Here is a 19,070-nt window from a genome sequence, read left to right on the forward strand (position 1 = left end):
GACCGCGCCAGTATCGGGCGCAGCGCCGTGGATGACCTGTATGTCTGAACGTAGCACCACCTTCCCTGTTTCCGCGCTACTGCGCCACCGTCTGGCCTGGCCCCTGATCACGCTGGCGCTGCTGCTCATCGTGAACACGGTGTTCAACAGCAGCTTCCTGCACATCGAATGGCGCGACGGGCACCTCTACGGCAGCCTCATCGACATCCTGAACCGCGCCGCACCGCTGGTGCTGGTGTCGCTGGGCATGACGCTGGTGATTGCCACACGCGGCATCGACATCTCGGTGGGTGCCACCGTGGCCATTGCAGCGGCGGTGGCGGCCTGGATGATCGGCGGATCGGTATCGGGCACTGAAAGCCGGTTCCCATTGCCGGTCGCCATCCTGGGCGCCATCGGCGTGGCGCTGCTGTGCGGGCTGTGGAACGGCGTGCTGGTCGCCAAGGTGGGCATGCAGCCCATCATTGCCACGCTGATCCTCATGGTGGCGGGCCGGGGCATTGCCCAGCTCATCACCGACGGGCAGATCATCACCATCTACTACACGCCCTACTTCTTCATGGGCGGCGGGTACCTGGCAGGGCTGCCGTTCTCTGTGTTCGTAGTGGCCGCAGTCTTCGTGGTGCTGTACCTCGCCATCACTCGCACGGCGCTGGGCCTGTTCATCCAGGCAGTGGGCATCAACCCCACGGCGGCGCGGGTGGCGGGTGTGCAGGCGGGGCGGCTTATCGTGGCGGCCTATGTGTTCTGCGGCGTGTGCGCGGGCATTGCGGGGCTGCTGATCAGCTCCAACGTGAAGAGCGCGGATGGCAACAACGCTGGGCAGCTGCTGGAGCTGGACGCCATCCTGGCCGTCACGCTGGGTGGCACCGCCCTCACGGGCGGCCGCTTCAGCCTGGTGGGCAGCGTGATTGGCGCGCTCATCATTCAGACGCTGACCTACGCCATCTACTCGCTGGGCGTGCCGCCCGAGATCAACCTGGTGGTGAAGGCCGTGGTGGTGTTCATCGTGATGCTGCTGCAGTCGCCCGAGTTCCGGGTGCAAGTGGGCGCCCTGGCACGCCGCCCCGGCGCGGGAGCTTTGCCATGAGCGCCGTACCCAAAACCGCAGGCTTCGGCACCGTGAGCTCTCCTGTCCCACAGGCCGCCGCTGCGCACGCGCGGTTCAACCCCAAGTACCTGCCGCTGGCAGCCACCATCTCGCTGTTCGTGGCCATGGCCACGCTGGGCTCGGTGCTGTACACCGGTTTCTTCTCGGCCCAGGTGTTCCTCAACCTGCTGATCGACAACGCCTTCCTCATCATCGTGGCGGTGGGCATGACGTTCGTGATCCTGTCGGGCGGCATCGACCTCTCGGTGGGATCGGTGGTGGCGCTGACCACCATGGTGCTGGCCGCGCTGGTGGAACACCGGGGTTGGAACCCGATAGTCGCCATCCCGCTGGTGCTGCTGATGGGCACGGCATTTGGCGCGTTCATGGGTTTCCTCATCGAGCGCTTTCGGCTGCAGCCCTTCATCGTCACGCTGGCAGGCATGTTCCTGGCGCGGGGGCTGTGCTACCTGATCAGCATCGATTCCATCAGCATCACCCACGAGGGCTACTCCGAGCTGGCCCAGTGGCGCTTGCCGCTGTGGGAAGGCGCGTCCTTATCGCTGGGCGCGCTCATTGCCATCGCCGTGCTGCTGGTGGCCCTGTTCGTGGCGCACTGCACGCCGTTTGGCCGCAGCGTGTATGCGGTGGGCGGCAGCGAGCACTCGGCTGTGCTCATGGGCCTGCCGGTGCGCCGCACGCTCATTGGCGTCTACACGCTGTCGGGCTTTTGCTCAGCGCTGGCGGGCGTGGTGTTCACGTTCTACATGCTGTCGGGCTATGGCCTGCACGCCGTGGGCATGGAGCTGGACGCAATTGCCGCCGTGGTCATTGGCGGCACGCTGCTCACCGGTGGCGTGGGCTATGTGGCGGGCACGCTGTTTGGCGTGCTCATGCTCGGAATCATCCAGACCCTGATTTCCTTCGACGGCACGCTCAGCTCCTGGTGGACGCGCATCGTCGTTGGTGTGCTGCTGTTCGCTTTCTGTCTGCTGCAGCGGCTGCTTTCGCGCCGCTCGGGCAAGGCCCGTTGACTCTTCATTTCTTCTCTTTCTCTCGCACCCCACCATGACCACCCCCAAGCGCAAACTCCGCTCCGCCGAATGGTTCGGCACGGCCGACAAGAACGGCTTCATGTACCGCAGCTGGATGAAGAACCAGGGCATCCCCGACCACGCGTTCGACGGCCGCCCCGTGATCGGCATCTGCAACACCTGGTCCGAGCTGACCCCGTGCAACGCCCACTTCCGCAAGATCGCCGAGCATGTGAAGCGCGGCATCTACGAGGCGGGCGGCTTTCCGGTGGAGTTCCCGGTGTTCTCCAACGGCGAATCCAACCTGCGCCCCACGGCCATGCTCACGCGCAACCTGGCCAGCATGGATGTGGAAGAGGCCATTCGCGGCAACCCGATCGACGCGGTGGTGCTGCTGGTGGGCTGCGACAAGACCACGCCTGCCCTGCTGATGGGCGCGGCCAGCTGCGATGTGCCCGCCATCGTGGTCACGGGCGGGCCCATGCTCAACGGCAAGCTCGACGGCAAGGACATCGGCTCGGGCACGGCCGTGTGGCGCCTGCACGAGTCACTGAAAGCCGGCGAGATCAACGAGCACCAGTTCTTCGCGGCCGAGGCCGGCATGTCGCGCTCGGCGGGCACCTGCAACACGATGGGCACGGCCAGCACCATGGCCTGCATGGCTGAATCGCTGGGCACATCGCTGCCGCACAACGCAGCCATCCCGGCGGTGGACTCGCGCCGCTATGTGCTGGCCCACATGTCGGGCAAGCGCATTGTGGAGATGGCACACGAAGGGCTCACGCTCTCCAAAATTCTCACGCGCGAAGCCTTCGAGAACGCTATCCGCACCAACGCGGCGATTGGCGGTTCGACCAACGCGGTCATCCACCTGAAGGCCATCGCCGGCCGCATCGGCGTGCAGCTGGACCTGGAGGACTGGACGCGCATTGGCCGTGGCACGCCCACGCTGGTGGACCTGCAGCCCTCGGGCCGCTTCCTGATGGAAGAGTTCTACTACGCGGGCGGCCTGCCTGCCGTGCTGCGCCGTCTGGGCGAAAACGGCCTGCTGCCCCACCCCAACGCCCTCACCGTCAACGGCAAGAGCCTGTGGGACAACGTGCGCGAAGCCCCGCAGTACAACGACGAGGTGATCCGCCCGATCAGCAACCCGCTGATTGCCGACGGTGGCATCTGCATCCTGCGCGGCAACCTGGCGCCGCGTGGCGCGGTGCTCAAGCCCTCCGCCGCCTCGCCCGAACTGCTCAAGCACCGGGGCCGCGCCGTGGTGTTCGAGAACCTGGAGCACTACAAGGAGCGCATCGTCGATGAAAACCTGGACATCGACGCCAGCTGCGTGATGGTGCTCAAGAACTGCGGCCCCAAGGGCTACCCCGGCATGGCCGAGGTGGGCAACATGGGCCTGCCGCCCAAGCTGCTGCGCCAGGGCGTGAAGGACATGGTGCGCATCTCCGACGCCCGCATGAGCGGCACCGCCTACGGCACCGTGGTGCTGCACGTGGCGCCCGAGGCGGCAGCCGGTGGCCCGCTGGCTGCTGTGCGCGATGGCGACTTCATTGAGCTGGACTGCGAGAACGGCCGGTTGCACCTGGACATCAGCGACGAGGAACTGGCAGCACGCCTGGCCGCATTGGCTGGCACGGACAACGGCGGACGCGGCGGCTACCAGCGGCTGTATGTGGACCACGTACTGCAGGCGGACGATGGCTGTGACTTTGACTTCTTGGTCGGCTGCCGGGGGGCTGCTGTGCCCCGCCACTCGCATTGATGTGCCCCACTGAGGCGCTCGTCGCAGTCAATTACTACAGATCCAATAGCAGCCAGCGCTTATTCAACTAGCGCCAGAGGCATATTTCACTCAAATTCTTACCCGCACCCGCCATGCCAGCCACCCATTCCCTCCAGAACCCTCGCTACCGCGGCATCTTCCCCGTGGTGCCCACCACGTTCCATGAAGACGGCCGCCTCGACCTCGACAGCCAGAAGCGCTGCCTCGACTTCATGATCGATGCGGGCGTGGATGGCGTCTGCATCCTGGCCAACTTCTCCGAGCAGTTCTCGCTGTCCGACGCCGAGCGCGAAGTCCTCACCCGCACATCGCTGGAGCATGTGGCAGGCCGTGTGCCAGTCATCGTCACCACCACCCACTACGGCACGCGCGTGTGTGCCGAGCGCAGCCGCGCCGCGCAGGACATGGGCGCGGCCATGGTGATGGTCATGCCGCCCTACCACGGTGCCACCTTCCGTGTGCCCGAGGCGCAGATCTACGAGTTCTATGCCCGTGTGTCGGATGCGATCCGCATCCCGATCATGGTGCAGGACGCACCCGCCAGCGGCACTGTGCTGTCGGCCCCCTTCCTGGCCCGCATGGCGCAAGAGATCGAGAACCTGGCCTACTTCAAGATCGAAGTGCCCGGCGCCGCCAGCAAACTGCGCGAGCTGATCCGCCTGGGCGGCGATGCGATTGAAGGCCCGTGGGACGGCGAAGAAGCCATCACCCTGCTGGCCGACCTGGATGCCGGCGCCACGGGTGCGATGACGGGCGGCGCCTTCCCCGACGGCATTCGCCCCATCATCGAGGCGCACCGCCAGGGTGACATGGACCAGGCGTTTGCGCTCTACCAGCGCTGGTTGCCCCTCATCAACCACGAAAACCGCCAGGGCGGCATCCTCACGGCCAAGGCACTGATGAAGGAAGGCGGCGTGATCGCCTGCGAGGCGGGCCGCCACCCCTTCCCGACCATGCACCCTGAGGTGCGACGCGGCCTGATCGACATCGCGCGGCGGCTGGACCCGCTGGTGCTGCGCTGGGCACGTTAAGCAGGACTCACATGGTGCCTGCACGTTTTCTGGTGCCCGCCGAGGCGGGCCTGATCGCCCTGGACTGGGGCACCAGCGCATTGCGCGCCTTCCGCATGGGCGCGCATGGCGAGGTGCTGGAGACGCGGCACCGCCCCTGGGGCATCATGAACCTGCCCCCCGCCACCGCGAGCGCGGCAGACGGCGAGCCCGGCGCCGCGTTTGAACGCGCACTGCAAGACACCTGCGGCGACTGGCTGGCCGCCGCACCCGGCCTGCCACTGCTGGCCTGCGGCATGGTGGGCAGCGCCCAAGGCTGGCGCGAGGCCAAGTACCTGCCGGCGCCCACCTCGCTCGATGCACTGGCGCGGGGCCTGACACTGGTGGAGCGGCGCGACGGCCCGCCGCTGCACATCGTGCCGGGCCTGTTGCAGCAGGGTGCACTGCCCAACGTGATGCGCGGCGAAGAAACCCAGGTGCTGGGGGTGCTGGCAGGCCTTGCACTGCCTGCGGATGCGCCCGTGCTCATCGGCCTGCCCGGCACCCACAGCAAATGGGTGCTGGCACGCCGGGGCCGCATCGAGCAGTTCTACACCTTCATGACCGGCGAGGTGTTTGCCGCACTGCGCAGCCACACCATTCTGGGCAAGACCATGCAGGCTGCAGCGGCACCCGACGACGATGCCTTTGCGCGCGGGCTGGAGGTGGCGCGGGGCAGCGATGCCACGCTGGGACTGCTCTCGCACATCTTCAGCACCCGCACGCTGGGGCTGACCGGCGCGCTGGCGCCTACCGCGCAAGCGGACTACCTCTCGGGCCTGCTGATCGGGCACGAGGTGGCGAGCCTTGCACGCGCACAGGATCAAACCGCACCAACACCGCAAGCGCTGGTGCTCTGCGGCGAGCCCGACCTGTGCCGCCGCTACGCCGTCGCGCTGCAGACCTACGGCTTTGCCGCCCCCACCATCGCCACGCAAGCCACGGCCACCGGGCTGTGGCAGATCGCACTGGCGGCAGGGCTGGTCGTTGCGCCCACATCCTCGACTTCTCTATCCCCCATCACCGCCGGGAGCCTGCCCGCATGAACCCCATCGACAAAACCCTGTTCCACATCCTGCAGCGCTGCGGACTCATCGCCATCCTGCGCGGCGTGCAGCCGCACGAGGTGGTGGCCATCGGCCACGCGCTGTACGACGCAGGGTTCCGCATCATCGAAGTGCCGCTCAACTCCCCCGAGCCGCTGGCCAGCATCCGCGCGCTGCGCGATGCGCTGCCCGCCGACTGCCTGGTGGGCGCGGGCACCGTGCTCTCCATCGATGCCGTGGCCGACGTGGCCGCAGCCGGTGGGCAGATCATCGTCATGCCTCACAGCGACCCCGATGTGATCCGCGCTGCCCGCGCCGCTGGCATGGCCTGCGCGCCCGGCGTGGCCACGCTGACCGAAGCCTACGCCGCGCTGGCAGCGGGCGCCAATATGCTCAAGCTGTTCCCGGCCGAGGCGCTGCCGCCCCATGTGCTCAAGGCCTGGCGCGCCGTCATCACGCCGCCCATGGCACTGGTGCCCGTGGGCGGCATCGTGCCCGAGAGCATTGCGCCCTATGCCGCCGCTGGCGCCAGCGGTTTTGGCCTGGGATCGGCCCTGTACCGGCCCGGTGACCAGGCCCCCGAGGTGGCGCACAAGGCTGCAGCGTTTGCGCGGGCGTGGCAGGCGTCCTTTGGCACCGCGCCCGCCACAGCCTGAACCGCCCCCCTACTCGTTCCGGACAACCCAGCATTTCTGAACCGACTACCCAGCCCCCATGAAGATCACCCGACTCACCACATTCATCGTCCCGCCGCGCTGGTGCTTCCTCAAAATAGAAACTGACGAAGGCATCACCGGCTGGGGCGAGCCTGTGCTGGAAGGCCGCGCGCACACCGTGGCTGCTGCGGTCGATGAACTGGCCGACTACCTCATTGGCAAAGACCCACGCCACATCGAAGACCACTGGACCGTGCTGTACAGGGGCGGCTTTTACCGGGGCGGCGGCGTGCACATGAGCGCACTGGCCGGGATCGACCAGGCCCTGTGGGACATCAAGGGCAAGGCGTTGGGCGTGCCCGTGTCCGAGCTGCTGGGTGGCAATGTGCGCAGCCACATCAAGGTCTACAGCTGGATTGGCGGAGACCGCCCCAGCGAGACGGCCGCCGCCGCCCAGGCCGCCGTGGCGCGCGGCTTCACGGCCGTGAAGATGAACGGCACCGAAGAGGTGCAGTACGTGGACAGCTACGACAAGGTGGAGCGCTGCCTGCAGAACGTGGCCGCCGTGCGCGAGGCCGTGGGGCCGAATGTGGGGATTGGCGTGGACTTCCACGGCCGCGTGCACCGGCCCATGGCCAAGGTGCTGGTCAAGGAGCTGGAGCCCTACAAGCTCATGTTCATCGAAGAGCCTGTGCTGAGCGAACACGAAGAGGCGCTGAAGGAGATCGCCCGCATCTCATCCACCCCCATTGCCCTGGGCGAGCGTCTGTACTCGCGCTGGGACTTCAAGCGCGTGCTGCAAGGCGGCTATGCGGACATCATCCAGCCCGACCCCTCGCACGCAGGGGGCATCACCGAAACCCGCAAGATCGCCAGCATGGCCGAGGCCTACGACGTAGCCCTGGCCCTGCACTGCCCGCTGGGCCCGATTGCACTGGCGGCCAACCTGCAGCTGGATGCGGTTTGCTACAACGCCTTCATCCAGGAGCAGAGCCTGGGCATCCACTACAACCAGGCCAACGACCTGATGGACTATGTGTCCAAACCCGGGGTGTTTGCGTACCAGGACGGGATGGTCGCCATCCCCACCGGGCCGGGGCTAGGGATTGAGGTGAACGAAGACTATGTGCGCGAGCGGGCGCAGGAGGGGCACCGGTGGAGGAACCCGGTGTGGCGGCACCGGGATGGGAGCTTTGCGGAGTGGTGAGCGGGTTGGGATCTTCGCCAGCGGATTCGGTGGCGAGGGGCTGCTTTAGAGTGCAAGCCGCCTTCAATGCCGCCGTGAGATAAGAGCCGTTCAATGCGAAGGTTGTCTTTCAAAATCGCCGCAGAGAAGTTCTTTGAACTCAATCGTTGACACCTCCACTCTGCTCACAGAAGGACGGAGACGCGGATGGCCGCATCGTTTGCGGTCTCCTCCTGTTGCTTCCAACTACGGCGGTGGCGGAAATCTTCATCCTTTAGTGAGGCTGCCCCCGTGAGCCCAGTGCGCATCAAAGCAGATGACAGCTTGGAAGGAGTCCGTTCCGTCCCAGGTCCTGGATGGCGACGGAAAGCTCCTGCAAGCTAAATGGCGGTTCGTACGCGCCGCTTGCCGGCGGCCTTGGCGCCATACATCGCTTGGTCGGCTTTGCGCAACAACGTATCCACGTCTGTCGCAGTGCCCGGAAAGTGAGATACGCCAATGCTGGCTGACACCTCTGCACGGTGTCCGTCCAGAAAATAGGGTTGTGAAATCAACTCCACCAACCGGGTGGCGAATACACGCGACTGCTCCAGACTCGAATGGATCAGAGCCACAGCGAACTCATCCCCCCCGAGTCGCGAACAGATATCAGATGTCCGGCAGGCCTTGGCGATGCGCTGAGACACCTCGCGCAGCAGTTGATCTCCAGCTGCGTGGCCTAGCGTGTCATTCACGGCCTTGAACCCATCCAGGTCGATGAAAAGAGCACAAAGCTCGTCGTTGTTGCGCTCGCAAAGAGCCAAATTCTGTGCAACTGAGAGACGAAACAGCGTCCGGTTGGGTAACCCCGTGAGGCTATCGTGATGTGCGTCGTACTGAGACTTCCGAAGCGAATCGGATGCGTCCAAGAGCGCCTGGCGCATGGCGTTGGCCTCCTTGAAGTGCAACAGAGGGATATCCAATGGAACACCGGAAACCATATCCACTGCAGGCTGGGCCAACGCAGTGATCGACCTTGCCACCCTTCCGCCCACGAACCAGGCCAGCCACAAACCCAGGCCGAGCGCTCCCAGTGTTGCGAGAACCAATCGAAGCAATGTCTGGCGCAGACCTGCTGTCAGTTCCGCCTTGGGAATCCCCACGGCGACGCCCCAGTGTGAGGTCGGCGATCTGCTGTAGGCCGTCAGTACGGGGACGCCGTCAAGCGTGACGGACTCCAGACTGCCTTCGCCGGACGTCTGCATCCGCGCTAACAAGGCTGGAGCGACGGGTTTGCCAAGAAACTTCTCAATCTCATGTGACCGAGCCACGATCCTATTGTTACCGTCGGTGATAGCAACGCGCCATGACTCGGGAAAAGCGTTGGCCTTCAGCAAGGCCATGAACTGCTGGTGTGTGTAGGTGGCGTTCAGCGAGTAGGCAATTGAATCATCGACCCGCACCGGTACGCCAACGGTGAAGATCCGCTGGTTGGTGATCGGTCCCACGAACAGGTCTGAAACACCAGGCTTTCCTGTTTCCAGAATTCTCTCCAGGAGCTTGGCGTCCGCTACCTTAGGCAGTGAGTCACCATATGGAACGCGTGTGGAGAGAAGAATCTGACCGGATCTGTCGAGGACGAGAATGCTGTCCGCTCGCACGTTCGCCAGCGCCTCGAGTGCGCGACGGTGAAACCCTTCCAGGTCACCTGTCGCCAAGCGGTGAGAGGTGCTGAGGGCCAGAAGCGCCGATTGGGCTGCTGCAAACTCCCGGTCTACCGAAAGCACCAAGCTTTGCGCTCGGTTGATCGCAGATTTGGAAAGCTGGATCTGTTCTCGCTCGTAGTAATTGAGGAACAGTAGACCCGCGACAAGTGAGATTGGGAGGACACAAACAACCACCAATAGCGCCAGCGTGGCACGGATACTGGGAGCGCCCTTGGTCGAAATTCTCAGCCAACGATGAGGCAAAGGCGCCGCACTGGGGGGCTGAGGTGAGAAAGCCATGCCGGGTCCTACGTAGTTACGCACGTATTGGAGATCTGCATCCAGGCCTCGGTCGGTCCCCCGCAGCCGTTTGCGGGATGCGCTCCATTCTGACCGTATGGTATCGCCAAGCTGACTGGCGGGTCTGGCTAGATAGCTATAGGTATCCGGTTCGGCCGCGGCACTTGAAACTCCGCCCCGCGTATGTGGATATGAGGCAACGGGTCGAGACAATTGGCACGGATTTTTTCAGTGGTTTCGCACCTATCTTGCGACGGCTGTGTCGATTGCCTGCGTGGATTCACGGGCCGCTGCCTGAGCATCCCTGTGAGCACAAAAAAAGGGCTGGTGTCCATGGACGCCAGCCCTTCTTGAGAAAGCCAGGCTTTACCTATCAATCACAGCAGCCCAGCATTTCCATGCAGCACTTAGCGAGTTCTGAGCAGCAATCGGTTTGGGCCATGGCCACGCCTGCAATCGAAAGCAAGAGAGCGGCCACACTGAACTTCAAAAGTTTGTTCTTCATAGGAATGTTCCTGTTTAGGTTGAATAGAAATTGAGAAATCAACCCAAACCTAGTCAGGAGGTCGACACACCGATGCCCGCCAAGAAGTCCAGTCTTTTACAGAGCCGTCGGGCATGCCTGTGGACTGAGGTGAATCCGACCTGCGGGACAGCGTGGAGGTCATCAGGTGCAAGCCGCAGGGTTGGCAGCCCGGAATAGCTACCAGTGCATATTCATCGTGCACCAGATGCCAATCTGACCTAATTACGTCTGCGCTCCCCTCCCGCCCATCCGAAGAGCAGCCCAGCAGGATACTGTGATTAAATTCAGTATTCCGCCAGCCCACCCACCCCGCCATGACGGTGCTGCCTTCCCCCACTTCGGACTCCCCACGCTCCGCCCCGATCACCCGCTTTCACCGCGCGCGCCTGATGCAGATCTGGCGCTCGGCAGGCTGGCCGTGCAAGGATGGGCTGGAGATTGACCTGCTGGCTGCGGGCCTCATCCGCCTGCACATTGCGGCCGATGGTTGCGAAACCCTGCGCCTCACCGACGAAGGCATCCGCACCCTGGCGCAGGCCCGCCAGCGTGGCGTGCGGGCGCTGAGCCTGCACGACCGGCTGGGGCAGAAGTTTGCGGCGCAGTTGCTGGCTTCGGGGCGAATCGTATGGACCGAACTGTCACTGCGCGCGGTGATCGACACCGTGCCGATGGGGGATGTAGTGCCGCCTGCGGCCACGGCCGATGCACCCGCCAACACCGCGCCCGCCATGGCACCGCTGTGGGCCGAGGATGACCACGCCCCCGCTGCCCGCGCCGCCGCCAACGTGTGGCGCATGGCCCGGCCCGATCTGTTCTCGGTGCGCAACACCTCGGTGCCCGCCTACCTGCAGCCCATGGTGCATGAGGTGAAGGCGAGCCGGGCCGACCTGCTGTCGGACCTGCGGCACGATGCCAAGCGGCAGGCCTACCAGTGGCTGTGCGAGGAGTGTTACTACGTCTTCCCGGCGGGCATTGCCGAGCCCGAAGAGATCCCCGAGCACGTCGGCATCTGGGTGCTACATGGCAGTGTGGAGGACGGGCGCTTTGAGCTGCTGCGCCCCGCGCGGCACAACCGCTGCACCCTGCCCTTTTCTGTGTGGATGGCGCTGTGCAAGGCCACGCCGCTGCGCAGCGATGGCGACATGACTCAGACCCATTTGGGCGAGCCTGCTCCTCCCGCCACTGACACCCCGACCACCCCGCCATGACCTACACCGTGGCGGTGCGCGAGCTGTGCGAGTTCACCGCCAAGCAAGGCGACCTGGATCTGCGCTTTACGCCCGCACCCACCGCGCTGGAAGGTATGGCAGGCCATGCGGTGGCAGCGTCGCGCCGGGGCGCAGGCTACCGCGCCGAGGTGGCACTGAGCGGCAGTTACCAAAGCCTGCGCGTGCGCGGCCGGGCCGATGGCTACGACCCCGCGCAGCAGCGCATCGACGAGGTCAAGACCTTCAAAGGGCGGCTGGACCGCCAACCCGCATCGCACCGCCACCTGCACTGGGCGCAGGCCAAGGTGTATGGCTGGCTGCTGTGCGAGCAGGAGCAGCTGGCGCACATCGACGTGGCACTCGTCTACCTGGACGTGGGCACGCAACAAGAGACGGTGTTCACCGAACGCTGCAACGCCGACGACCTGCGCCAGCACTTCGAGGCCCAGTGCCAGCGCTTCATTGCCTGGGCCGAACAGCAGGTGGCCCACCGCGTGACACGCGATGCTGCGCTGACCACCTTGGCATTTCCGTTTGGCGACTTTCGCACCGGCCAGCGCCCGCTGGCCGAGGCCGTGTACAAGACGGCAGTGGCGGGCCGCTGCCTGCTGGCCCAGGCGCCCACGGGCATTGGCAAGACCATGGGCACGCTGTTCCCGCTGCTCAAGGCTGCGCCTGCGCAGCGCATCGACAAGGTGTTCTTTCTGGCCGCCAAAACCTCGGGGCGGCAGATGGCGCTGGATGCGCTGGCGCGCCTGGCCGACAGCGCACCGGCGCTGCCCCTGCGTGTGCTAGAGCTGGTGGCGCGCGACAAGGCGTGCGAACGCCCAGACAAGGCCTGCCACGGCGAATCCTGCCCGCTGGCCCGGGGCTTTTACGACCGGCTGCCTGCCGCCCGCGCTGCCGCCGTGGCCCCCGCCAGCGCAGGCAACCCCGCGCCCGTCCTGCAACAAGCCCGTGTGCGCGACGTAGCCCTGCAGCATGACGTCTGCCCCTACTACCTGAGCCAGGAACTGGCCCGCTGGGCCGATGTGGTGGTGGGTGACTACAACTATTACTTTGACCTGGGCGGGCTGCTGCACGGCCTGGCCCAGGCCAACCAGTGGCGCACGGCGCTGCTGGTGGACGAGGCCCACAACCTGGTGGAGCGCGGCCGCAAGATGTTCACCGCCGAGCTGCACCCCGCCTCCTTGGCCCAGGCCCGCAGCAGCCCCACCGCTGCGCAGCATGCGCCGGTGAAGAAGGCGCTGGACAAGGTGCGCCGCGCCTGGGTGGCGCTGGACAAGGCGCACCCGGCCCCGTACACGGTGCTCGAAACCTTCCCCGACAAGCTGCTGGCCGCGCTGCAGCAGTGCACCACCACGCTCACCGAACACTTTACCGATCACCCCACCGAGCCGGACGGCGCACTGCAAACGTTCTACTTCGATGCCCTGCACCTGCAGCGCATGGCCGACCTGCTCGATGCGCATTCGATGGTGGACATCACCCAGGCTTCTGCCGCCCACCACCAGCGGTCCTCCAAACCCGGCGATTCCGTGGTCTGCATCCGCAACGTGGTGCCAGCGCCCTTCTTGCAGCCCCGGCTGCAAGCCGCGCACACCAGCACCTTGTTTTCGGCCACGCTGCAGCCCGCGCGCTACTACGCCGACCTGCTGGGCCTGCCCGACGATCATGTGTGGGTGGACGTGGAATCGCCCTTTGCCGCGCACCAGCTGCAGGTGCAGGTGGCGCGCCACATTTCCACGCGCTACCCGCACCGCGCGGCGTCCCTCGCGCCCATGGCCACGCTGATGGCGCAGCAGTTTCGCGAGCGGCCCGGCAACTACCTGGCGTTTTTCAGCAGCTATGACTACCTGCAGCAGGCTGCCGCATTGTTTGCGCAGCAACACCCCGACGTGCCGCACTGGTGCCAGTCGCGCCGCATGCTGGAGGGCGAGCAGCGCGAGTTTCTGGCGCGCTTTACCGACAGCAGCCAGGGTATTGCCTTTGCTGTGCTGGGCGGCGCGTTTGCAGAGGGCATCGACCTGCCGGGCAAGCGGTTGATTGGCGCCTTTCTGGCCACGCTGGGCCTGCCGCAGGTCAACCCCGTCAACGAGCAGATCCGCGAGCGCATGCAGGTGCTGTTTGGCGCGGGCTACGACTACACCTACCTCTACCCCGGCCTGCAAAAGGTGGTGCAGGCCGCAGGCCGCGTGATCCGCACGCCCAGCGACGAGGGCGTGGTGCACCTGATGGACGACCGGTTTGCACAGGCCCAGGTGCGTGCGCTGCTGCCTGCATGGTGGCAGGTGGACTGAGAGGCTGAGCCACAAAAAAAGGCCGGTCACCCGTTGGGGACCGGCCTTGCAAAGGCCGCCAAAGCGGCACACAGAGAGTCAATCTTCAGGATGCAACGGGCTCCGTCACCACCAGCTCCTTGGCCTTGCCACGCTGGCGGAAAAACGCCACCGTTTGCCACAAGACGAATGCGGCGATCAGGCTGATCAGCGTGCCGCTGATAGGACGGTTGATGAACACCTCAAAGCTGCCGCGCGACAGCAGCATGGAGCGGCGGAAGTTCTCTTCGAGCATGGGGCCCAGGATGAAGCCCAGCATCAGCGGCGAGGGGTCCATCTCCAGCCGCATGAACAGGTAGCCCAGCGCACCAAACGCCACGGTGATGAACACGTCGTCCAGGTTGTTGTTGATGCTGTAGGTGCCAATGCAGCAGAAGAACAAGATCGCGGGGAACAACACGTTGTACGGAATCTTGAACACCGACAGCCAGTAGCGCACCAGCGGCACGTTCAGCACCAGCAGGAAGCAGTTGCCGATCCACATGCTGGCGACCAGACCCCAGAAAAGTTCGGGGTGGCCGGCAATCATGTTGGGGCCGGGCTGGATGCCCTTGATGATGAACGCGGCCATCATCAGCGCCATCACGGCGTTCTCGGGGATACCGATGCTCATCAGCGGGATGAAGCTGGTGCGTGCAGCCGCTTCGTCCGCTGCAGCTTGGCCGGCCACGCCTTCGATGCAGCCGGTGCCGATTTCGTGGCGGTACTTGCTGACCTTCTTGTCCAGCGCATAGGCCGCAAACTGGGCGATCACGGGGCCGCCACCGGGCAGGATGCCGAGGATGGAGCCCACCACGCTGCCACGCAGCGCGCTGGGGATGATGCGCTTGAACTCGGGCCAGGTGGGCATGAGCTTGATCTTGCCGTTGAAGGGCGAGCGCTCTTCACGCGAGTCGAGGTTCTTGGCGATCTCTGCAATGCCGAAGCAGCCCAGCGCAATGCTCACAATGCCCACGCCGTCGGCCAGGAACGGAGCGTCCCAGGTGAAGCGGGCCAGGCCGCTGTTCACATCGGTACCGATGGAGCCCAGCAGCACGCCCACCATGCACATGGCCAGGCCATTGAGCAGGCTGCCCGTGGTCACGAAGCTCACGCACACAAAACCCACCAGCATCAGCGCGCAGTAGTCGGCAGGGCCGAACAAAAAGGCCACCTCGCCCAGGCTGGGCGCAAGGAACGCCAGCACCACAATGGCCACCGTGCCCCCGATGAAGCTGGAGAACCCGGCGGTGAACAGGGCCAGCCCCGTTTTCCCTTTCAGCGTCATCGCATACCCGTCGATACACGCCACGATACTGCTCGCATGCGGGATCTTCATGGTGATGGCGCTCACGCTGTCGCCGTATTGCGCACCGTAGTAAATACCGGCAAGCATGATGAGTGCGCCGGTGGTGTCGATGGAATAGGTCAGCGGCAGCAGCAGGCTGATGGTGGCCAGCGGGCCCAGGCCCGGCAGCAAGCCCACCAGGGTGCCCACCGTGCAGCCCAGGGCGCAGAACATCAGGTTCTGCAGCGTCAGCGCGTGGCTGAAGCCAAACGCGAGGTTGTTCAAGACTTCCATGGCGGCGACCTCAGTACAGCGGCAGGCTCACGCCCAGCAGCTTTTGGAATGCAAACGCGATGCCGACCAGCACCGCAGCGATCTTCAGGTTGCGCTTCCACGAGTACGACGTACCCGCAAACCCCGAGCAGAACACCAGAAACACGATGCCTGCGATCATGTTCACAAAGTGCGACAGCGCCGCAAAGCCGCACAGGCTGCCCAGAATGATGGCGATGTTGCGCACCTGGAAGTCCATGGGCACCGGTGCCACCAGGCGTGCGCGCACCACGGTGATGACCCCGATCACAAACAGCATGCAGCTGACGATGAACGGGAACATGCCCGGCCCTGCGCGGCCGAGCGTCCCCAGCGAATAGCTCATGGACGGCAGGCCAAAGCCCAGCGCCAACGCCATGAGGGCAAAGCCTCTGAGTAGATTGCGGTTGATCATGTAAAGGTTGTCTCCTGATAGGCTGGACGACCCCATCCGGCGGTGCAAACAGCGCGCAGGGCTGGGGTATGCTGACGGGCAGACTATCTCCATCGAACCTGATCGCAGGCTGATCTTGGCCATGCGTAATTTCACGTAGAACCCCGACCTCCATGCGCCTCCTCCTGGTGGAAGACGACCCGGTGCTCAGCCGCACCATGGCCCAGGGCCTCGAAAACGCGGGCCACCGTGTCGAGCTGGCCCATACCGTCGAAGAAGCCCAGCACTGGTGGGCCGTACAGGCTTTCGACGCTGTGCTGCTGGACCTGAACCTGCCCCACGCTGCCCACGCGCGCAGCGGCCTGGGCAGCGGCCTCACCGCCCTGCGCAGCGCCCGTGCGCGCGGCGACCGCACCCCCGTGCTGGTGCTCAGTGCCCGCGACAGCACCGAGGAGCGCATTGCCGGGCTGGACGCCGGCGCCGACGACTATCTGGGCAAGCCCTATGAACTCAAAGAGGTGGAAGCGCGCCTGCGCGCGCTGCTGCGGCGCGCCAGCGGCACCGCCGACATCGTCACCGTGGGCCAGCTGGTGCTCGACCGCCAGGCGCGCCGCGTCAGCGTGGCCGGGCAACCGCTGGAGCTGCCTGCGCGCGAGTTCGATTTGCTGTGGGAGCTGATGACCCCGCCCGGCCGTGTGCTGAGCAAGGGCGACTTGTCCTCGCGCCTGTCGGACGGCAGTGAGGTGGTGGGCGAAAACGCGCTGGAGGCCTCGTTCTCCCGCCTGCGGCGCAAGATTGCGGGCAGCGGCGCGGCCATCCGCACGCTGCGTGGGCTGGGTTACGTGCTAGAGGATGACGTTGGCCAGTCCTGAACCCGGCCCCGCACCGCTGCACCAGCAGCCGCCCGACCTGCGCCAGCGCATAGGCCGGCGCGTGCTGCTGTCACTGGTGCTGATCTGGGGGCTGGGCAGCACGGTGGTGCTGGGCGTGGGCAACCACTTTGTGGCCGAGGCATTTGACCGAGCGTTGCTCGACGACGCACACGCCGTGGCCGCCCATGTGCGCGGCGGCCAGCCGACAGATCCTGCGCGCGACCCTTTGCGGCTGGACCTCACGCCGCGCGAGGTGGGTCTGCTGCGTTTTGACCAGAGCGAAACCGTATGGTTTGCGGTGTACGCGCCCGATGGCAGCTTCATCGCAGGCGACCCCCACTTGGCTCCGGGCGTGGTGGCGGCGGGCAGCAGCCACGCCTTTTCGCAGCTTTCGCAAGATGGGCGCGAGCTGCGGCGCGCCACCTTGCAGATTGCGGGGCCGCCCTCTTTCACTGTCGTCATGGCGCAGACCACCGCCGAGCGCACGCAGCTGCTGCGCAGGCTGCTGGTGTACTCGGGCCTGGCCCAGCTGTGGCTGCTGGTGGTGCTGGGGTCGTGGCTGCTGCGTGGCATCGAGCGCGACCTGCATCCGCTGGGTGCACTGCAGGACGCCATGGACCAGCGCGACGCTGCCGACCTGCAACCCCTGCCGCCCGCGCTGACGCAACAAGCCAGCACCAGCGACGTGCAACGCCTGGGCGTGGCCCTGGACGGCTTGCTGGCGCGGGTGCAGCAAAGCCTGCATGCGCAGCGCGAATTTGCGGGCAACGTGGCGCACGAGCTGCGCACACCGCTCGCAGGCATCCGCGCGCAGGCCGCCCACGCGCTGGCCCACAACGACCCGGCCGTCTGGCGCAGCGAAATCGAGGGCATCGCCCAAGCCGAACAGCGCGCCAGCCGCACCGTGGACCAGCTGCTGGCCCTGGCCCGCGCGGCCGAGGGTGGCATCGCGCTGACGTTGCAGCCCTTGGCCTTGCACACGCTGGTGCGCGACGTGCTGCTGCGTTACCTGCCACGCGCCGATGCCCTGGGGGTGGACCTGGGCGCCGAGGGGCTGGACCAGGCCGTGGTGGTGCGGGGCAACACAGCGCTGGTCGAAGGCATCCTGAACAACCTGCTGGACAACGCACTGCGCTACGGGCGCGGCACGCCACCCCGCATCACCGTGGCGCTGCACACCGAGCCCGGCTTTGGTGTGCTGCGCGTGACCGATAACGGCCCCGGCGTGGACGCCACGCTGGCGCAGCAGCTGCAACAGCGCTGGGCGCAGGGCGACCAGGGCCAGCGCCTGGGCCAGGGTGCAGGGCTGGGCCTGGCCATCGTGGCGCGGTATGTGCAGCTGATGGAAGGACGGCTGGAACTGGCGGCAGCCAGCGACACAACCGACGGATCTGGCCTCGCGGCCAGCGTGTGGCTGCCGTTAGCGCCCAATGCGCCTGCCCCCTCCAGCACGCTCCCCACAACCCCATGACGAGCCCGCCCGACCCAGCACTGACCGAGGCAGAGCAAGCGGCCTTCCTGCAGTCCATCGCCCGCGTGCGCAGCGCGGCCGGGCGGGCCTTGCGGGCGGTGCAGGCCCACGCCATGCAGGGCGCTGCAGCCCATGGCACCGAGGCCAACGCCGCCGCCCAGGCCGCCGTCGATTTCATCGCCCAACTGCACAAGGGCCTGGATACCGTGGCAGAACAAGCCCGCGCCACCGGCCCCCAGCCAGCGTGCCAGGCGGGCTGCGCGCACTGCTGCCACCTGCGCGTGGAGGCGACGGAGCCCGAGGTGCTGCGCATCGCCCAGCACCTGCACACGCTGCCCGGCGCGGACCAGGCCACAACCCTGCTGCGCCTGCAGCAGCACGTCGCGGCGGCAAGCGCGGGCGCCACGCGCCAGCCCTGCAGCTTTCTCGTCAATGATCGGTGTGCCATCTACAGCGTGCGCCCTGCCGCCTGCCGCAAGGCGCATTCCTTGTCGGCTGTGCACTGTGCAGAGCAATCGCCCACCATCCCGCAAAACCTGCGCCTGCTGGTGGACGCCGAAGCGCTGATGGCCGGCACCGCCCTGGCCTACCGCGACCAGCCCTTGCCCGCCAGCGCCCACGAACTCAACGCCGCCGTGCTGGCAGCCCTGGACGGCACGCCGCTCCACGCACCCAGCGCTCTGCTGCGCTGGTACCGGGGTGACGAAGGCGCGCTGGCCCTGCCCACCACATTGCCGTGAAAGCCCACGCGCCTTGATGTCCGTCAAGACCCACCGCAACCAGCCGCCCACAATGCAGCCAGCCCCGCAGCCGCCTGGCCGTGCGGCCGAACTTCTCGACGCCCCC

The 19,070-nt window shown here is 66.0% G+C and carries 16 protein-coding genes; 12 read left to right on the plus strand and 4 right to left on the minus strand.

The genetic code is table 11. From position 1 onward, the window contains the following. Positions 1-40 precede the first annotated feature (40 nt). From C8C96_RS17645 to dgoD, 7 genes are all read left to right on the plus strand, one after another. Complete coding sequence (locus C8C96_RS17645) at positions 41-1,090, plus strand: ABC transporter permease (protein ID WP_121943144.1); 1,050 nt, start codon at positions 41-43, stop codon at positions 1,088-1,090. Further along, positions 1,087-2,124, plus strand: coding sequence for a galactofuranose ABC transporter, permease protein YjfF (gene yjfF, locus C8C96_RS17650; protein WP_121943145.1), 1,038 nt, complete (start codon positions 1,087-1,089; stop codon positions 2,122-2,124). Before C8C96_RS17645 ends, yjfF begins: the two co-directional genes overlap by 4 nt. 34 nt (positions 2,125-2,158) lie before the next feature. Beyond that, a complete protein-coding gene (locus C8C96_RS17655) occupies positions 2,159-3,892 on the plus strand; it encodes an IlvD/Edd family dehydratase (RefSeq protein ID WP_121943146.1) in 1,734 nt (577 codons plus the stop codon). Between the two features lie 113 nt (positions 3,893-4,005). Continuing rightward, entirely contained in the window at positions 4,006-4,944 is a 939-nt protein-coding gene (locus C8C96_RS17660) for a dihydrodipicolinate synthase family protein (RefSeq protein WP_121943147.1), read from the plus strand. Between the two features lie 11 nt (positions 4,945-4,955). Then, positions 4,956-6,008 (plus strand): 2-dehydro-3-deoxygalactonokinase, encoded by a 1,053-nt coding sequence (locus C8C96_RS17665; protein WP_121943148.1) that lies wholly within the window; start codon positions 4,956-4,958, stop codon positions 6,006-6,008. Then, positions 6,005-6,664 carry a 2-dehydro-3-deoxy-6-phosphogalactonate aldolase gene (locus tag C8C96_RS17670; RefSeq protein ID WP_121943149.1) on the plus strand — a complete coding sequence of 220 codons (660 nt, stop codon included), beginning with the start codon at positions 6,005-6,007 and terminating at the stop codon, positions 6,662-6,664. Before C8C96_RS17665 ends, C8C96_RS17670 begins: the two co-directional genes overlap by 4 nt. Before the next feature lie 58 nt (positions 6,665-6,722). After that, positions 6,723-7,871 carry a galactonate dehydratase gene (dgoD, locus tag C8C96_RS17675; protein WP_121943150.1) on the plus strand — a complete coding sequence of 383 codons (1,149 nt, stop codon included), beginning with the start codon at positions 6,723-6,725 and terminating at the stop codon, positions 7,869-7,871. A gap of 359 nt (positions 7,872-8,230) precedes the next feature. Here the strand turns inward: dgoD and C8C96_RS17680 are convergent, their stop codons facing one another. After that, a complete protein-coding gene (locus tag C8C96_RS17680; RefSeq protein ID WP_121943151.1) occupies positions 8,231-9,835 on the minus strand; it encodes a sensor domain-containing diguanylate cyclase in 1,605 nt (534 codons plus the stop codon). Between the two features lie 373 nt (positions 9,836-10,208). Then, positions 10,209-10,340 (minus strand): hypothetical protein, encoded by a 132-nt coding sequence (locus tag C8C96_RS25310; protein WP_255424913.1) that lies wholly within the window; start codon positions 10,338-10,340, stop codon positions 10,209-10,211. A gap of 335 nt (positions 10,341-10,675) precedes the next feature. Between C8C96_RS25310 and C8C96_RS17685 the strand changes: the two genes are divergently transcribed. Next, the gene (locus tag C8C96_RS17685; protein ID WP_121943152.1) at positions 10,676-11,569 is read left to right on the plus strand and encodes a hypothetical protein; all 894 of its coding nucleotides are present in this window, start codon (positions 10,676-10,678) and stop codon (positions 11,567-11,569) included. Then, the gene (locus C8C96_RS17690) at positions 11,566-13,869 is read left to right on the plus strand and encodes an ATP-dependent DNA helicase (RefSeq protein WP_121943153.1); all 2,304 of its coding nucleotides are present in this window, start codon (positions 11,566-11,568) and stop codon (positions 13,867-13,869) included. Before C8C96_RS17685 ends, C8C96_RS17690 begins: the two co-directional genes overlap by 4 nt. Before the next feature lie 85 nt (positions 13,870-13,954). Here the strand turns inward: C8C96_RS17690 and C8C96_RS17695 are convergent, their stop codons facing one another. Next, positions 13,955-15,469: a tripartite tricarboxylate transporter permease gene (locus C8C96_RS17695; RefSeq protein WP_056744313.1), complete on the minus strand. Its 1,515-nt coding sequence runs from the start codon at positions 15,467-15,469 to the stop codon at positions 13,955-13,957. 10 nt (positions 15,470-15,479) lie between these two features. Further along, positions 15,480-15,902, minus strand: a complete 423-nt coding sequence (locus C8C96_RS17700; RefSeq protein WP_056067517.1) for a tripartite tricarboxylate transporter TctB family protein — start codon at positions 15,900-15,902, stop codon at positions 15,480-15,482. 152 nt (positions 15,903-16,054) lie between these two features. Between C8C96_RS17700 and C8C96_RS17705 the strand changes: the two genes are divergently transcribed. From C8C96_RS17705 to C8C96_RS17715, 3 genes are read left to right on the plus strand one after another with little or no spacing between them, the layout of a single operon-like run. Then, positions 16,055-16,753, plus strand: coding sequence for a response regulator transcription factor (locus C8C96_RS17705; RefSeq protein ID WP_056067514.1), 699 nt, complete (start codon positions 16,055-16,057; stop codon positions 16,751-16,753). Continuing rightward, the gene (locus C8C96_RS17710; RefSeq protein WP_121943154.1) at positions 16,734-18,224 is read left to right on the plus strand and encodes a sensor histidine kinase; all 1,491 of its coding nucleotides are present in this window, start codon (positions 16,734-16,736) and stop codon (positions 18,222-18,224) included. Before C8C96_RS17705 ends, C8C96_RS17710 begins: the two co-directional genes overlap by 20 nt. Continuing rightward, positions 18,221-18,964: a YkgJ family cysteine cluster protein gene (locus C8C96_RS17715; RefSeq protein WP_121943155.1), complete on the plus strand. Its 744-nt coding sequence runs from the start codon at positions 18,221-18,223 to the stop codon at positions 18,962-18,964. The genes C8C96_RS17710 and C8C96_RS17715 overlap by 4 nt, the downstream gene beginning before the upstream one ends. Positions 18,965-19,070 lie beyond the last annotated feature (106 nt).

The sequence above is a fragment of the Acidovorax sp. 100 genome (assembly GCF_003688355.1).
Classification (GTDB): Bacteria; Pseudomonadota; Gammaproteobacteria; order Burkholderiales; family Burkholderiaceae_C; genus Acidovorax; species Acidovorax delafieldii.

Coding starts and splice junctions, on each gene's coding strand:
- C8C96_RS17645 (WP_121943144.1), top strand. CDS start 41: ATGTCTGAACGTAGCACCACCTTCCCTGTTTCCGCGCTACTGCGCCAC.
- yjfF (WP_121943145.1), top strand. CDS start 1,087: ATGAGCGCCGTACCCAAAACCGCAGGCTTCGGCACCGTGAGCTCTCCT.
- C8C96_RS17655 (WP_121943146.1), top strand. CDS start 2,159: ATGACCACCCCCAAGCGCAAACTCCGCTCCGCCGAATGGTTCGGCACG.
- C8C96_RS17660 (WP_121943147.1), top strand. CDS start 4,006: ATGCCAGCCACCCATTCCCTCCAGAACCCTCGCTACCGCGGCATCTTC.
- C8C96_RS17665 (WP_121943148.1), top strand. CDS start 4,956: ATGGTGCCTGCACGTTTTCTGGTGCCCGCCGAGGCGGGCCTGATCGCC.
- C8C96_RS17670 (WP_121943149.1), top strand. CDS start 6,005: ATGAACCCCATCGACAAAACCCTGTTCCACATCCTGCAGCGCTGCGGA.
- dgoD (WP_121943150.1), top strand. CDS start 6,723: ATGAAGATCACCCGACTCACCACATTCATCGTCCCGCCGCGCTGGTGC.
- C8C96_RS17680 (WP_121943151.1), bottom strand. CDS start 9,835: ATGGCTTTCTCACCTCAGCCCCCCAGTGCGGCGCCTTTGCCTCATCGT.
- C8C96_RS25310 (WP_255424913.1), bottom strand. CDS start 10,340: ATGAAGAACAAACTTTTGAAGTTCAGTGTGGCCGCTCTCTTGCTTTCG.
- C8C96_RS17685 (WP_121943152.1), top strand. CDS start 10,676: ATGACGGTGCTGCCTTCCCCCACTTCGGACTCCCCACGCTCCGCCCCG.
- C8C96_RS17690 (WP_121943153.1), top strand. CDS start 11,566: ATGACCTACACCGTGGCGGTGCGCGAGCTGTGCGAGTTCACCGCCAAG.
- C8C96_RS17695 (WP_056744313.1), bottom strand. CDS start 15,469: ATGGAAGTCTTGAACAACCTCGCGTTTGGCTTCAGCCACGCGCTGACG.
- C8C96_RS17700 (WP_056067517.1), bottom strand. CDS start 15,902: ATGATCAACCGCAATCTACTCAGAGGCTTTGCCCTCATGGCGTTGGCG.
- C8C96_RS17705 (WP_056067514.1), top strand. CDS start 16,055: ATGCGCCTCCTCCTGGTGGAAGACGACCCGGTGCTCAGCCGCACCATG.
- C8C96_RS17710 (WP_121943154.1), top strand. CDS start 16,734: ATGACGTTGGCCAGTCCTGAACCCGGCCCCGCACCGCTGCACCAGCAG.
- C8C96_RS17715 (WP_121943155.1), top strand. CDS start 18,221: ATGACGAGCCCGCCCGACCCAGCACTGACCGAGGCAGAGCAAGCGGCC.